This is a genomic window from Bacillus sp. GW823-FHT06B01, assembly GCF_058952315.1.
In genome coordinates, this window is sequence record NZ_JBXAHR010000003.1 from 585566 (window position 1) to 599566 (window position 14001).

The following is a 14001-nucleotide window of genomic DNA, read 5'->3' on the forward strand; positions in this document are numbered from 1 at the left end:
TCATTAGTTTGCTTTATAAAATTGTTGGATGGCTTCATCGATATAAACCCAGCCTTTCCAACCTAAGTGCATATGATCTTTTAAGAAGTATTTATCATACTCATGATTTGAGAAGTCGGCAATTGGATAGCCAGCTTTCTCAATTTGCTCATGAACTTTTTTGTAGTACAATTCGCGACGTTCTTTCGGGAAGCCAGCGTAATCGTACCAAGGACCTTTTACAGGAACAGAAATGAAGAGTGGTTTTGCACCAGATTGTTTTAATAAATCAAGTACAATTTGTAAATCTTCATATTCTGGCGATTGATCATAAGCATCATTTTTTAAGTAGCCTTCACGTTGCTTTAACTTCTTCTTAATCTTACTGTTGAAGTAATCATCTTCGATACCGTATTCGTTAGAACCTGATTCTACTGCACCAGTTTGATCTGCATGTTTACGAGCTTCTTCCCAATTCATTTGTTTTAATGAAGGGTCAAGTTTTTCTTTATGCGGTTTAATATCAAACATTGCTGTAAATAAATCTTTACGATCTAAAATGTTACGATAAATATAAGCGAAAGGTTTAGCAGCAAGTGCTTTTACTTTATGCTTTGTATCATCATAAACGATACCTTCAAGCGAAATTTTTAATAAAGTTTCTTTCTTAACGATCTCAAAGTTTAATAAACGTTTTGCAATTTGCTTTTTCATTTCAGGCTTTAGGTCATCATTGAAAAGTAAGTGATAGCCTTGTTGTTTTGAAAAGTTAGGTGCAAAGTGTGTTTCATCAATACCTTGTGGTACAAACCATTGAGGAGAAAGAACGAATACCATTTTCTTATCTTTCAATTGATCCATTGTAGATGCAAAATTTAACACATGTACAAGGTCTTGTGTTCCTCCGCGTCCAAGAAGGAATGGTGTGAACCCTTCAGGTTTTACTTTGAAATAATTTGATGGATGGAAAGCATCCATACGTGCGAATTCCGATGAACCGTACATCGGAAGGTATTTCGGGTCTGCTAACATCTTTTGCTGTAAAATCATACTTTGAATCTTTTCTTCTTTTAAAGAAGTGGCAGCTTGTTCTACTTTTTCATCACTTAAAAGTGGAAGTAGAAAGCGCGTTGGAATAAGTAAGAATACAGCAAAAAGGGCCAATGCTAAAAGCATCGGACCAAATTTTGCTTTGTTCATCGGATTTCTTCCAACTTCTTAATAACCATGTTTGGTGTAGCCCACTCGTCACGGTCAAAATCAGAAATAGAAACTTCAATATCTAAACGCTCTTGGAATTCAACTAATAAAGATACTACAGCGAAAGAATCAAGAATACCTTCTTCAAATAATTGAACATCTAAGTTTTCTTTCACAATATCGTTTTCACATACTTCTTCTAAAATATCTAATACTTGCTCTTTGAATTCTGCCATTTTTAAAATCTCCTTTATATCCGAAATATATTATATGTGCAACTTCTTATTAGTATAAGAAGGGTGCATTAAAAGTATCTGTTAAGGTGTCCAGAGAAAATTAGGAAACCGAAACATACAACGTGGAACGTAATTACAATCGCAAGGACGTGTGTAAATTTATTGTTTGGCCAAAACTTATGCTTCTTGTTTTTTCGTTCGAAAATATCGAATAAAATAAACAGTGCGGCATGATAGAGACCATAAATAACATACTGCGCAATGGCGCTTCCTTGGATGTGCCAAATTCCCATAATGAAGAAGTTTAAAAAGGCACCGATATACGAAATTGTGTAACGGTTCTTGATTAACTTTTTCTTCGTTGCAAAAAAGACGAAACGCATGTAAATAAAATCACGGAACCAGAATGATAAACTCATGTGCCAGCGGTTCCAGAAGTCTTTAATGTTACGACTAAGGAATGGCTTATTAAAGTTTTCTGGTGTTTTAATTCCCATCATGTAACTGATACCAATTACGAACGCACTATAACCTGCAAAGTCAAAGAATAATTGCATGCTAGTAGCGTACATAAAAATCACATTAGATAAAAGTGTATCTTGATTGGCGAATACTGCCTTAACAAGGTATGTTGTTATCAAGTGCGCGATTATAAACTTATACAGAAAACCTTGGAAAATACGGTTAAGCCCTGTATATAGTAATTTTTGATATTCCTCAGCACTAGGTGGCTTTTGGATATCTTTTTGGAATCTACGGTAACGATCGATAGGTCCACTTGAAATCGCAGGGAAGAATAAAACAAACTCCCAGAAATTAAAGAAGGAAAGTTCTTTAATTAAATTATCACGAACTTCAAAGACCATTTGTACAGCTCTAAATGTTACGTAAGACATACCTGCGAAAACAATAAAATGCAATTCAGGTACAAATGGTGCGACTTTTGCCAAAATAAGTGGCAAAATCGATAAAATAACAGCTATACAAAACATGAATGTACTATTATTTTGTTTTCTTAAAATTAAATAGCCTTTAATCAGGGCATATTGCCAAATAATAAATACGGCTAACATAATCGCTTGCTTCGGTTTATCCGAGAAGATAATAGCAATCATGACTAATGTTAAAACGGCATTATATTTACGCAACATTTTACCTTTTAATCCAGCTATGATAGTAGGTATTAATAAAATGCCCACTATAGCGAAAAAATAAAATGATCCATATGCGGTCATGCTGTAACCTCACTCAATAATTTTTTGCGATCTACCTTTCCATTTGGTGTCATTGGAATAGAAGATTGATACATGAATTTACGTGGAATCATGTAGTTTGGTAATCGCTCATTGAGTTCTTTTTTAATTGCAGATGTTAATTTGAATTCTTTTTCAAATGAATGTTCTCCAGGAACAACAACCGCTAATAAATAATCGTATTTCTCACCTTTTTTAATTGGAACGATAACTGCTCCTTCTACGTAAGAACACGCACGAAGGTGATGCTCAATTTCTTCTAATTCCATTCGATAACCATGCAGCTTAATTTGGAAATCAAGACGACCATTATAGAATAGAAGACCATTTTCAACATAGCCAGCATCGCCTGTTTTATAGGCGCGCTCACCGTCAATCATAGTAAATGCTTTTTCTGTTAATTCAGGGCTTCCTAAATATCCAACGCTTACGCTTGGACCGACAATTACGATTTCACCTTTTTCACCATCAGGTGCAATCGTGCCATCTTCTTTCATAATAAGAAGGCGGCAGTCTGATTTACAGTAGCCAACTGGAAGTGATTTGTATTGATCAAGCACTTCTTCTGTAACGTGAATACCTGTTACAGCGACAGTAGCTTCTGTTGGACCGTACGTATTCATAATTGTCGCTTTCGGGAAACGCTCAATTAATTTTCTAGCCACTTCGTTTGGTAACACTTCACCGCAGAATAAGAATGTTTTCATGTTTGGAAGCATACTCTCAGAGAAAGATGCTTCCATTAAACACATTTCTGCGAAAGATGGTGTTGAAGTCCATACTTGTATATCCGATTGCTCTAAAGAAGCAAACAAGTCTTTTGGACGTGCAATCATATCTTTATCGATTGCCCAAAGTGTACCACCTGTTACTAAGGATGGGTAAATATCCATGACAGATAAATCGAATGAGAAAGGTGCTTGGTTTAAGAATACTTGTCCTGTTTGTAAGTTGAAATCTTCTACAGCCCATTTTGTAAAGCTTACAAGGCAGTTATAAGTAATCTGAACCCCTTTCGGATTACCTGTGCTTCCTGATGTGTAAATAATGTAGAAGTTCTCATCACCTTTTACCGCATGTTCAGGATTTGGAGTGTTCCCTTTATGAGTAAAGAAAATATCTTTTAAGTTGTCTTCACTTACAATGCGAACTGGTAAATCAGTTACAGTTACTTCAGTTCCTGATAAAAGTAGTTTCGCACCAGAATTTTCAGCGATACGTTGTACACGATCAGCTGGGATAGATAAATCTACAGGAATATAAGCGTGTCCAGCTTTTACACATCCTAAAAAGTTAATAATCATTTCAGGTTGCATATGGCCATACACCATAATTGGTGAACGATCATCTGGATACTCAGAAGAAATCCAATGTGCTAACGCATCAGAATCTTCCTTTAATTGTTTGTACGTAATTTTCGCATCTCGCCAAACAAAAGCAGTTTGATCAGGCGTTTCAATAGCCCACTTTTCAATTTGTTCTAATAACTTCATAACGTTCCCACCCTAAAATTCGTTGTAAATAAATGTACTTGTGTTTGTATCATGGAATCCATACAACCAAAGTAATGCAAATAAAATTGCAAGGTAATAAACCGTCTTTGCAACCCATTGTGTGAGTGGTCGAGACCATATCTCTTTTAATCTTTCCATGTCTTTCCCTCTCTTAATGAAATGATAGCTCTTTGTAGGTATCATGTCCTACATTATTGTGAAAAAAACAAAATTCCACATTTTAGGTAAAAATAAGTCAAAAGGCTCTTTTCTGATATTAGCACTAAATACTAAAAAAGAAAATCCCTAACTTAGCAATTATATTACATTCAGCATGAATTTGTAATGGGTTTGACATGTAAATAGGAAGTGGATTGTGTGAATGTATAAAAGTGGTCTGGGAGAATGTATAGAAATGTAATATTCGTTTGAGTTTTTCATAGTTAATGTATGAATTGTTAAAGTTTCATAAGAGGAGGAATTTCTGATGAAGAGGATGTGGAAGGATCTTATTTCAGAAGAAAACATTATTAAATGGAGACAGCATTTTCATAAATATCCGGAATTATCATTTCATGAAAAAGAAACTTCACAATTTATATATGATACATTATGTTCATTTTCTTCTTTTGAAGTAACGAGACCGACGAAGTATAGTGTACTAGCAATTAAAAGAGGGACGGGACAAGGGAAAGTAGTTGCGATTCGAGCTGATATAGATGCTTTACCAATTCAAGAGGAGACAAGGAAATCTTATACGTCTGTGAATAAAGGAATGATGCATGCATGTGGGCATGATGCTCACGCAGCTATTTTGTTAAGTACAGCAGAGGTGCTATCAAATATAAAGGAAGATTTCGTAGGTGAGATTCGTCTCTTCTTTCAGCACGCAGAAGAGGTGTATCCTGGCGGGGGACAAGAAATGGTTGAGGCAGGCGTGATGGATGGTGTTGATTATGTAATAGGTTTACATGTTATGTCAGGACTTGAGAGCGGGAAAATCGGAATTACGTATGGACCGATGATGGCAGCACCGGACGTATTTACAGTTGAAATTCAAGGGAAAGGAGGGCATGCGGCGAGGCCAGAAGAAACGATAGATCCTATTGCTATCGGAGCACAGATTATTACAAATTTACAACATATCGTATCAAGAAATACAAGTGCTTTCATGCAAAGAGTTGTTTCAGTTACGCAGTTTCATGGGGGAATGGCTGATAATATTATTCCTAATACAGCAACTTTAATGGGAACTGTGCGTTCTTTTAATCAAGCGTTAAGAATAGAAGCAGAAGAGAAAATTGAGCAAATCGTGAAAGGAATTACAAAAGCACATGGAGGGAAGTATACATATACGTATCGATATGGATATGATCCGGTTATTAATGATGAATATATTACGAAAGTAGTAGAAGAAAGTGCACTACATTTGTTTGGGAATGAGCGTGTTGTGAAGCTTGAACCTTCTATGGGAGGAGAAGATTTTTCAGCATATTTAAGAAAAGCACCGGGTTGCTTCATTAAATTGGGGACGGGGAATGAAAAGATAGATACTTGTTATCCACATCATCATCCAAAATTTGATGTAGATGAAGCAGCTTTAATTTATGGAGTGGGATTATTTCTAGAGACAGCGATAAGATTGCTAAAATCGTAAAAAAGTATAAAAAAAGGCAACTGCGCTCTATCGCAGTTGCTTTTATTTCTTTCCGTCAGAGAGGGCTGAGAAAGAACTATGCTCATTTATAGTATATGAATAGCTAACGGACAAGCTTGTACATTTTAATCATTTTTTTAAAAATAGTTATTGACATTGATAATCACTGTCAATTAATCTAAGGGTAGTTGAAATTGATAATTATTATCAATAGGATGGATGCGACATGTTAATGAGAAAAAAATTTCACCTTCTGCGGAGGGGATTAAAAGATAAAAATAAAGATGTTGATCAGCATATGGAATGGCAACGAAATGTAATTCGTTCTGAATATGTAGATGAGAAGAGTCCGCTTCCAACAGAAAAAGAGATACAAGGTAAAAGGAGAGATTCAGTTGAGTAAGTTAGTAATGATTTTTGCAAGTATGAGTGGAAATACAGAGGAAATGGCTGATCATATTGCAGGTACAATTCGTGAAACAGAAAATGAAATTGAAGTTATCGATATTATGGATTCACCAGAAGCTTCTATACTAGAACAGTATGACGGAATTATTTTAGGTGCTTACACTTGGGGAGATGGTGACCTTCCTGATGATTTCTTAGATTTTTATGATGCAATGGATTCTATTGATTTAACCGGGAAAAAAGCAGCAGTATTCGGATCATGTGATTCGGCTTATCCGAAATACGGCGTGGCGGTTGACATTTTAATAGAAAAGCTACAAGAGCGCGGAGCTGCAGTTGTGTTAGAAGGACTAAAAGTAGAATTAACGCCAGAAGATGAAGATGTAGAAAAATGTTTACAGTTTGGAGCTGAATTTGTAAAACACCTTTCTTAATGGCAGAAGGGAGATGAAGAGCAAGTGCATGAGAAAATCGCAATCAAAACGATGACAGATTATCATTTGTATGATTTTATGCGTTGTCCGCATAAATTTTATTTCCGTCATATAAAAAGAAGAGAACCTTCTTCATTTGAATGGCAACAAATCGCACAAATGATTGTGAATCGAATTATTAATGAATATTACACACTACCTGCGGGCCAACAAACGAAAATCGTACTTTTAATATTAATAGAAAAGTATTGGAAAAGAGTAAGGATTAATATGTTCGCTTCAAAGACGGAGTATTATATTGTGTTAGCGAAGTTAACGGATCACTTATTACAGTTTGTTGAAAGAGATGATAGTCAGACACCACCGTTATTTTTATATGAAAAATTTCAAACATATATGGAAGAGTTAGGTGTCCACATGTCATTGACATTAGAAGTTGGTGAGTGGCGTACTGAGTCGTTTGTAATTAAAAAGTATGTTGTCGATGCGGATGAGGAAATGCTTGCTCTTTGTCAAAAGTTAATGACAGTATTCAGTTATAAAGCTTTCGGTATTCTTCCAGGAAAAATTGAAGTTATTAATTTAATAGAAGGAACTAAGTATGAGTACATTCCGAAACAGGAAGATATTATAACTGGCATGGCTGATTTATCTAGAATGAAAGAAATGTTGCAACAACCTGAGCATTATACAGAGCGTCATTTTCGTTCTGAGTGTATGAGTTGTGCGTTTCGTAGTGAATGCCAAAGGGAAGAAGTAAAGAAAGAAGCGAAGCAGAAGAAAAATATCGTACATTAAAGGATGCAATTTTGCATCCTTTTTTGTTATTGACATGAAAAGCTTTTCATCATTTAACGTATATTTGTAGCAGATTTTAATAAAGGGAGGAATAATCAATGAAAGATGAAACGAAAGTATTTCAATGGTTAAAAGAACAGAATGCTCCTTTTGGAATTCAACTGCAAATTTTACAAGCGTTTCAACTGTATCAAATTATTGTTGAAATGGATAAAAAGTTAATGATGTATGAAGAGAGAGAATATCGGGAGAGAATTTAATCTCGGCCCTGTAGTATTACTTTCAGTTTTTCTGTACCTGCTAGGAATTTAAGTTCATTCTTTGTTTCTAAGTTATAAATCATATTATGTAATAAAGGACTGTATTGATAAAAGGTCGTGATGCGATGAATGAGTAATGGATCATAGTGTGAAATAAGCGTACTGTATTGTTCATATACTGATGTAGTAAATTCATGTCCGAAATCATAATATAGCCCAGCAAAATCAAAGGCAGGATCTCCAATTTGAGCATCACCAAAATCGATAATACCTGAAATGGTTTTATTTTGGTGATCAAATAAAATGTGATGATGTGTAAAGTCAGCGTGAATAATTGTTTTTTGAAAAGTGGATGTATCGATACATGTAAAGAAATTTTCAAATAAACAATTTAACGCTGATTTCTGGTATGAAGTAAGACTGTTAGTAAGATATTGAGTTAATTTTGTTTGTAGCTCTTTCCAGTAGGTGAGTGTTTTTTCAACAGGGAATCCTAACGTTGTACCTTGTTTTAAAGGAATACTATGTAAGGTTGCAAGGAAGGTGGCTAATTGTGTAATAATAGTTTTCAGTTCTTTATCCTCAAGCTTGATTACTATGTCTGTTTTTAATGGTTCACCATGAATGAGTGTATAGTAACTACAAAGTGGAACCGCATCAGCATCATTTCTATATAATAGGTGATACTGTGGAACCTCAATTTCATGTAGTGAACAAGAGAGGAGTGTGCATAGTTCTTTTTCTAACGGAATTCGCGTTGCATATTCCTGTTTTCGAGGGAAACGAAACAGTAGCTCCTCATTTACTATAACCGCTACATTATCCCAGCCTTCTTCATTTTATTTATATGAATGTATAGAAAGATTAGGCAAAGCTTCTTTTATATACTGTTTGTAAGAGTCCATAATTGTTCCTCATTTCTAAGTTAAGTTATTCCACTTTATGATATCAGAATTTTCTTTCTATATGTTAAAATATAACTATCATTATGAAGAAGGGCGGGAGTATTACGAAGAAAAGACTATTCATCATTGCTCTATGTATCGCTTTTGGCTTGTTTTGGTCATATAAAGAGGAGGTTTTTGCTACCTTTAAACTGATTGATCAGTACGGGTTAAATAAGGAATTAAAGAATAAAAGTATAGAAACTTTAACTCATAATGAAATGAAAAAGGTAGGAGAACATTTTGTGACAGAGCAATTATCAGTGTTTGAGTTTAATAATAAAGAAGATGTGAAACGAAAAGGTGAAGAACTATTTGTAAATAGAGAGTGTGAACAATTAATGAGAAATTATTATCCAAATCGCTTTCGGGATTTAGAGTATAAATTTACAGACGAGGGACATACGTGAAGAGACAGATGAGAGTTTTCGTTATCAAACTGCAGCGTACGTTGCGGGTACTGAAAATGGTAAGAGAAGCGAAATGAAATTGAATTATGAAATAAAAATTGTAAAGGTTAATAATTTATTTAAGGTGTTAGAACAAAAACAGTATGTACAATAAAGTGAAACATGAATGAGTGCTACAAATAGCGGATAAAAAAATCCCCCAGTTCTTTGAGGGATTCTAAAGGTTTTCATTTTGTTGACCAAGTTCTTTTTGAGCAATATATAAATTTCCTTGCTCGACTTGTTTCTGAGTAAGAACAGAATCACCTGCATACCCTTTTTCTGTTTTCACAGTTCTTTTTGAACGATTGGAATCTTTTTTCTTCATATAATATGTCACCTTTCCTTAAAAATAAACGAAAATGATGAGTACGAGTAACACCGCAGCAAAAATGGTAATGCCCATTAAAAACGAGGTGTTTTTATATTTAGGTGGCTTATGTACATCTTGCCGATATCCAGGTGAAATTTCAGGGGCGAATTCTTCATTGAATGCTTGCTTTTTTTCTTTTTCGTCCATATGTATCCACCTTTCTTTTTCATTATGTTATACGTTCAAAGAAAAAATATGCATGAAGAAAACAGCCGCTATATCATTAGCGGCTGTTTTGCGTTGTATATTTTCTCTGGACTTGAAAGAGACGGATAAGTAGGAAGCTAGCTCCAAATGCTAGACCGATAATAAGACCGATCCAATAACCTTTCGCTGCCCATTCCGTATAAGTTGCTAATATGTAGCCAAGAGGAAGACCGATTACCCAATAAGCAATTAGCGTCATAATTAAGGCGACATTGACATCTTTATAACCACGCAGTGCCCCTTGTACGGGAGTTGCAATTGCATCTGAAATTTGAAATAAAATCGCAAATATAAGAAATTCTTTTGCTAAATGATGAACTTGTATATCTGTCGTATAAATTGAAGCAATTGCATCATCAAAGAAGTAGAGAAGAATTGAATATAATAGGGCGAATGCAAGTGCTAAGCCAATCCCGATAAATCCATATTGTTTTGCGTTATTGTATCGCTTTGCTCCAACTTCAAATCCAACAGCGATGGTCATTGCCATTGCTAAACTTAAAGGAGTCATATATAACAAGGAAGCGAAGTTCATAGCTGCTTGATGAGCAGCGATTGTTGTCGTACTAAAATTACTCATCATAAGTGTCACTGCAGCAAAAATACTCGTTTCAAAAAAGATAGCAAATCCGATAGGGACGCCAAGTTTTAAGAATTCAGTCCAACTTGAAAGAGAAGGACGATATAATTGTTTAAATATATTGAAAGATGCGAAAGGCTCTTTCGTACGAATAATAATAACGGTAATAATTAAAATGCACCAATAGGTTGCTGCAGAAGCAATTGCCGCTCCAACACCACCGAGTTTTGGAAAACCGAAATGACCGAAAATTAATACATAATTCAATACTACGTTAATTGGTAATGATAGTAATGTAATAATCATCGTTGTGCGAGTTTTTCCTAATGCATCAATAAACCCGCGCAAAACAGTGTAAGTAAATAAAGGGATAATTCCAATTGCAATAATACTTAAAAATTGTGCCGCAATACGTTCCACAGGTTCTTCCAGGCGCATGCCGTTTAAAATAGGTGAAACAGCGAAGAAACCGATAAGGATGACCACGAAACTAGCACAAATTGCTAAATATACTGCTTGTATGACAACTTGGGGAACATCTTCTTTTTTCTTTGATCCAACGAGCTGCGCAACAATTGGAGTAGTAGCCATTAAAATTCCTGTTAATCCGGTACTAACGGGAAGCCATATACTTGTTCCGATAGCAACACCAGCTAAATCAATAGGACTTGCGTGCCCTGACATTGTCGTATCGAAAAAACTCATTGCAAATAATGACATTTGCGTTACGAAAATCGGGAAAAATAGTAATACAAATTGCTTTAATTTTTGTGAGAATGAATTAGTTTCCTTCATAAAATCCCCTTTCCGCTAAAAAAACAAACTCTTACTATCATACAATTTAATCAAAAAATAGAAAAGAAATACGCGCATACAACATGTACAATCAATAAAAAAAAGATGCACTTTAAAAGGGGATAAGGTATTATGATAAGGTGTGAAAAATTACATATTCGTTATTAAGGAGGCACTACTCGTGGCTGATTGGTTAATTGGAATAATCATGGGTGCTGTTGAAGGTTTAACAGAGTTTTTACCAGTTTCATCAACAGGACATATGATTTTAACAGGTCATTTACTTGGATTTGACGATGAGAGAGCGAAAGTTTTCGAAGTTGTTATTCAATTGGGATCGATTTTAGCAGTTGTTGTTATATTTTGGAAGCGTCTATGGTCTTTAGTAGGTATAGGGAAAGTAACAGAAGGACCATCGTTAAATTTATTACATATTATTATCGGGATGATTCCTGCCGGCGTACTTGGCGTATTGTTCCATAGCGCGATTAAAGAAGTTTTATTTGGGCCAGGCCCAGTTGTCATCAGTTTAGTGGCTGGTGGTATTTTAATGATTGTTGCTGAAAAGTTTTCGAAACCAAGTACAGCAAGAACATTAGATGAAATCACATATAAGCAAGCATTTACAATTGGAATGTTCCAATGTTTAGCGCTTTGGCCAGGATTTTCTCGTTCTGGATCTACAATAAGTGGTGGTTTATTAGCTCGCGTGTCACATACAGCGGCGGCTGAATATACATTCATTTTAGCAGTACCAATGATGGTAGCTGCAAGTGGTTTAGATTTAATTAAAAGCTGGGATATATTAAGTACGGCTGATATCCCATTATTTGCAACAGGATTCATTACAGCATTCGTTGTTGCGATGCTTGCAATTGTTTCATTCTTAAAATTATTAGCTCGTGTAAAACTAACACCGTTCGCTTACTACCGTTTCATTTTAGCTGCGGTATTCTATTTCTTCTTCATTATGTAATAAAAAAACTGCCGAGTTCGGCAGTTTTTTTATTTTACTACTTTTTCCATCATGCTTTCCATTACATGTTCCCAAAGAGTAGTATCATCCGCTAATGTGGCACGGAAATTAGCGTACATTTCTTTTTGTTTCTCTTCGAATGTTGGATCTTCTTTTTCAGGCAATGTAGCGCGCATTGAAGTTACTAATTCTTGTACTTTTGGAGCGCGTGGTCCCCAAACGGCTTGTTCATTTCCATCTTTATCAATGAAAATAAAAATTGGAATGGCACGTGCTGTTCCATTTGTTAAATATTGATCCATTAATTCTAAGTTTTCATCGCGAATTAATAATTTCATATCAATATTTGCAACTTCAGAAATTCGTTTCATAACAGGTACGCATAAAAGAGCGTCACCACACCAATCAGCTGTTAATACGATAACACGCCAGCCATCATTTTGGCGTTCTTCTAATACAGGAAGTAATTCATTTGGAATTAAAAAGTTATTGTAAATGTGTAGTAGCTCGTATTGATTGACTTTCATTTCATTCACATATGTATCAAAGGACATACCTTTATCAGCCCATTGTTGTAAGTTCATAAGTAACACCTCTTTAGTATGATTTGTTTTCATTGTACCAATTTTTATATAGAAAAGCTTGTATTCTTACTCTTTCTTGTCACTTAATAATTGATTTAATAGGAAAAAGAATAGTACGACACATAATTCAGTAAGATTGGACAGTTGTACGCTCTCTATCCAATCATCGGCAGTATGAATGACGAACCAATCTAGCGTAATTTCAATGATTGCAAAAAGAGTAATAGCCAGCCAATTTGGCATGTTTTTTGTCATTGGATATAGCAACGCCTTGAGGAAGCCGAAGATAAAGAATGTAATACCGTCTAAGAAAGTGATTAATAGAAAAAATAGAAGTAAAGCAGTGCGTGATCTATACTCTATACCTGTAATATGAAAGATTCCTACATATACAAAGAATATAAATGCAAAAGTTATAATGAGAAACAGAATAACAAAACCAATAATCAAAGTCTTATCTTTTAGATTGAGATTAGAAAATTTGTCTTCTTCACTCACTATTTCATCCCCTTTTTCTGGAAAATCAACTTTATTGTATCATGAAATATCTATTTAAAAACTACGAATTATGGGAAAATAAGGTGACAAAAAGTAAGATTTCATGTAAAATTATTAATAAGGTTTTTATTTAACTAAATGAAATAAAAGGGGCTGTCAAAGTTGTCTCAAAATCGAGAGCAATTAATGGAAGAACTATCGACAAATGTTTTTGCTATGTTCCGCACGTTGCGTAATGATATTGGAAAGATATTTGGTGGTTACATACCGTGGAATGAGTTCATTGTCCTTAGAATATTGAATCGTACGAATAAAGAAATGGTATCACGTGTAGCCAATGAGTTAAATGTGTCGAATAGTCATATTACAGCTGTTACAGAAAAATTAATTAATAAAGGTTTTGTAACTCGTTCACGTTCTACGTCAGATCGCAGAGTTGTATATTTGGAGATTACAGAACAAGGAAAAGATTTAGTTGCGAAAATGGAAGGGGAGAAAAAGAAATATTTACAAGAAAGATTCTCCGCGCTTTCAGAAGAAGAAATGAATATAATGATATCAATTTCTAAAAAACTTATTTAATTCATTACAAGTAAGAAAACGCTTACGTAATAAAGGAGAAGACCTTCCCTATGTGAGGAAGGTCTTCTTTCGTATGTAAAAGATTATAAAAAAGAAAATATGTAACATACTACTAGTAAGGAAGGGGGCAGACATATGACAAATCGAAATGGTAGTAAAGGGAGCGGAAATCAAGGCTCACCGAAATCAGGGCAATTTCAGCAAGAGTTTAGTACTGAATTTGAGACTGGTAATGATAATAAAGGAAAAGAATATCGTTCGAAAAAAGGAAGTAAATCAAAAAAGGAGTGAAATA

General features: G+C 34.7%; 18 protein-coding genes and 2 pseudogenes. 9 read left to right on the top strand and 11 right to left on the bottom strand.

Features of this window, described 5'->3' with window-relative positions; translation table 11 throughout:
• Positions 1 to 3: 3 nt before the first annotated feature.
• The 5 genes from dltD to AC1Q8N_RS16230 all read right to left on the bottom strand — a co-directional run bounded on the left by dltD (position 4) and on the right by AC1Q8N_RS16230 (position 4320).
• The gene (gene dltD, locus AC1Q8N_RS16210) at positions 4 to 1179 is read right to left on the bottom strand and encodes a D-alanyl-lipoteichoic acid biosynthesis protein DltD (RefSeq protein ID WP_048544965.1); all 1176 of its coding nucleotides are present in this window, start codon (positions 1177 to 1179) and stop codon (positions 4 to 6) included.
• On the bottom strand, positions 1176 to 1415 hold the full coding sequence (gene dltC / locus AC1Q8N_RS16215) for a D-alanine--poly(phosphoribitol) ligase subunit DltC (protein ID WP_000807310.1): 240 nt from the start codon (positions 1413 to 1415) through the stop codon (positions 1176 to 1178). The genes dltD and dltC overlap by 4 nt, the downstream gene beginning before the upstream one ends.
• Positions 1416 to 1483: 68 nt before the next feature.
• Complete coding sequence (dltB, locus tag AC1Q8N_RS16220) at positions 1484 to 2650, bottom strand: D-alanyl-lipoteichoic acid biosynthesis protein DltB (RefSeq protein ID WP_048544963.1); 1167 nt, start codon at positions 2648 to 2650, stop codon at positions 1484 to 1486.
• Entirely contained in the window at positions 2647 to 4161 is a 1515-nt protein-coding gene (gene dltA, locus AC1Q8N_RS16225; protein ID WP_000770525.1) for a D-alanine--poly(phosphoribitol) ligase subunit DltA, read from the bottom strand. The genes dltB and dltA overlap by 4 nt, the downstream gene beginning before the upstream one ends.
• Before the next feature lie 12 nt (positions 4162 to 4173).
• The gene (locus AC1Q8N_RS16230; RefSeq protein ID WP_000440293.1) at positions 4174 to 4320 is read right to left on the bottom strand and encodes a teichoic acid D-Ala incorporation-associated protein DltX; all 147 of its coding nucleotides are present in this window, start codon (positions 4318 to 4320) and stop codon (positions 4174 to 4176) included.
• Positions 4321 to 4648: 328 nt separating this feature from the next.
• Between AC1Q8N_RS16230 and AC1Q8N_RS16235 the strand changes: the two genes are divergently transcribed.
• The 5 genes from AC1Q8N_RS16235 to AC1Q8N_RS16255 all read left to right on the top strand — a co-directional run bounded on the left by AC1Q8N_RS16235 (position 4649) and on the right by AC1Q8N_RS16255 (position 7718).
• A complete protein-coding gene (locus tag AC1Q8N_RS16235) occupies positions 4649 to 5818 on the top strand; it encodes a M20 metallopeptidase family protein (protein WP_098078580.1) in 1170 nt (389 codons plus the stop codon).
• 226 nt (positions 5819 to 6044) lie between these two features.
• On the top strand, positions 6045 to 6221 hold the full coding sequence (locus AC1Q8N_RS16240; protein WP_000929010.1) for a hypothetical protein: 177 nt from the start codon (positions 6045 to 6047) through the stop codon (positions 6219 to 6221).
• Positions 6214 to 6660: a flavodoxin gene (locus tag AC1Q8N_RS16245; RefSeq protein ID WP_087979909.1), complete on the top strand. Its 447-nt coding sequence runs from the start codon at positions 6214 to 6216 to the stop codon at positions 6658 to 6660. The genes AC1Q8N_RS16240 and AC1Q8N_RS16245 overlap by 8 nt, the downstream gene beginning before the upstream one ends.
• 24 nt (positions 6661 to 6684) lie before the next feature.
• Positions 6685 to 7458 carry a hypothetical protein gene (locus AC1Q8N_RS16250; RefSeq protein ID WP_098077855.1) on the top strand — a complete coding sequence of 258 codons (774 nt, stop codon included), beginning with the start codon at positions 6685 to 6687 and terminating at the stop codon, positions 7456 to 7458.
• Between the two features lie 98 nt (positions 7459 to 7556).
• Entirely contained in the window at positions 7557 to 7718 is a 162-nt protein-coding gene (locus AC1Q8N_RS16255; RefSeq protein WP_046958209.1) for a hypothetical protein, read from the top strand.
• Here the strand turns inward: AC1Q8N_RS16255 and AC1Q8N_RS16260 are convergent.
• Positions 7715 to 8623: pseudogene (locus AC1Q8N_RS16260) on the bottom strand (aminoglycoside phosphotransferase family protein). The gene AC1Q8N_RS16255 and the pseudogene AC1Q8N_RS16260 sit on opposite strands and share 4 nt — an antisense overlap.
• An 83-nt stretch (positions 8624 to 8706) precedes the next feature.
• Here AC1Q8N_RS16260 and AC1Q8N_RS16265 point away from each other — a divergent pair.
• A pseudogene (locus tag AC1Q8N_RS16265) lies at positions 8707 to 9226 on the top strand (biotin transporter BioY).
• Positions 9227 to 9289: 63 nt separating this feature from the next.
• Here the strand turns inward: AC1Q8N_RS16265 and AC1Q8N_RS16270 are convergent.
• The 3 genes from AC1Q8N_RS16270 to AC1Q8N_RS16280 all read right to left on the bottom strand — a co-directional run bounded on the left by AC1Q8N_RS16270 (position 9290) and on the right by AC1Q8N_RS16280 (position 11066).
• Positions 9290 to 9439 (bottom strand): hypothetical protein, encoded by a 150-nt coding sequence (locus AC1Q8N_RS16270; RefSeq protein WP_098077861.1) that lies wholly within the window; start codon positions 9437 to 9439, stop codon positions 9290 to 9292.
• An 18-nt stretch (positions 9440 to 9457) separates the two neighbouring features.
• A complete protein-coding gene (locus AC1Q8N_RS16275) occupies positions 9458 to 9631 on the bottom strand; it encodes a 2-isopropylmalate synthase (RefSeq protein ID WP_046958206.1) in 174 nt (57 codons plus the stop codon).
• 76 nt (positions 9632 to 9707) lie between these two features.
• Positions 9708 to 11066 carry an MATE family efflux transporter gene (locus AC1Q8N_RS16280; RefSeq protein WP_098077864.1) on the bottom strand — a complete coding sequence of 453 codons (1359 nt, stop codon included), beginning with the start codon at positions 11064 to 11066 and terminating at the stop codon, positions 9708 to 9710.
• A 181-nt stretch (positions 11067 to 11247) separates the two neighbouring features.
• On the opposite strand from AC1Q8N_RS16280, the gene uppP reads away from it, so the two are divergent.
• Positions 11248 to 12042, top strand: coding sequence for a bacitracin resistance undecaprenyl-diphosphatase (gene uppP / locus AC1Q8N_RS16285; RefSeq protein ID WP_000796251.1), 795 nt, complete (start codon positions 11248 to 11250; stop codon positions 12040 to 12042).
• A gap of 29 nt (positions 12043 to 12071) precedes the next feature.
• On the opposite strand, the gene AC1Q8N_RS16290 is transcribed toward uppP, so the two are convergent.
• Positions 12072 to 12659 carry a thioredoxin family protein gene (locus AC1Q8N_RS16290; protein ID WP_098068903.1) on the bottom strand — a complete coding sequence of 196 codons (588 nt, stop codon included), beginning with the start codon at positions 12657 to 12659 and terminating at the stop codon, positions 12072 to 12074.
• Positions 12660 to 12692: 33 nt separating this feature from the next.
• Entirely contained in the window at positions 12693 to 13124 is a 432-nt protein-coding gene (locus tag AC1Q8N_RS16295; protein WP_046958205.1) for a regulatory YrvL family protein, read from the bottom strand.
• A gap of 162 nt (positions 13125 to 13286) precedes the next feature.
• On the opposite strand from AC1Q8N_RS16295, the gene AC1Q8N_RS16300 reads away from it, so the two are divergent.
• Together AC1Q8N_RS16300 and AC1Q8N_RS16305 are read left to right on the top strand one after the other, a co-directional pair.
• Entirely contained in the window at positions 13287 to 13706 is a 420-nt protein-coding gene (locus tag AC1Q8N_RS16300; protein WP_000081442.1) for a MarR family winged helix-turn-helix transcriptional regulator, read from the top strand.
• 135 nt (positions 13707 to 13841) lie between these two features.
• Complete coding sequence (locus AC1Q8N_RS16305) at positions 13842 to 13997, top strand: hypothetical protein (protein ID WP_000184933.1); 156 nt, start codon at positions 13842 to 13844, stop codon at positions 13995 to 13997.
• The last annotated feature ends 4 nt before the right edge of the window (positions 13998 to 14001 follow it).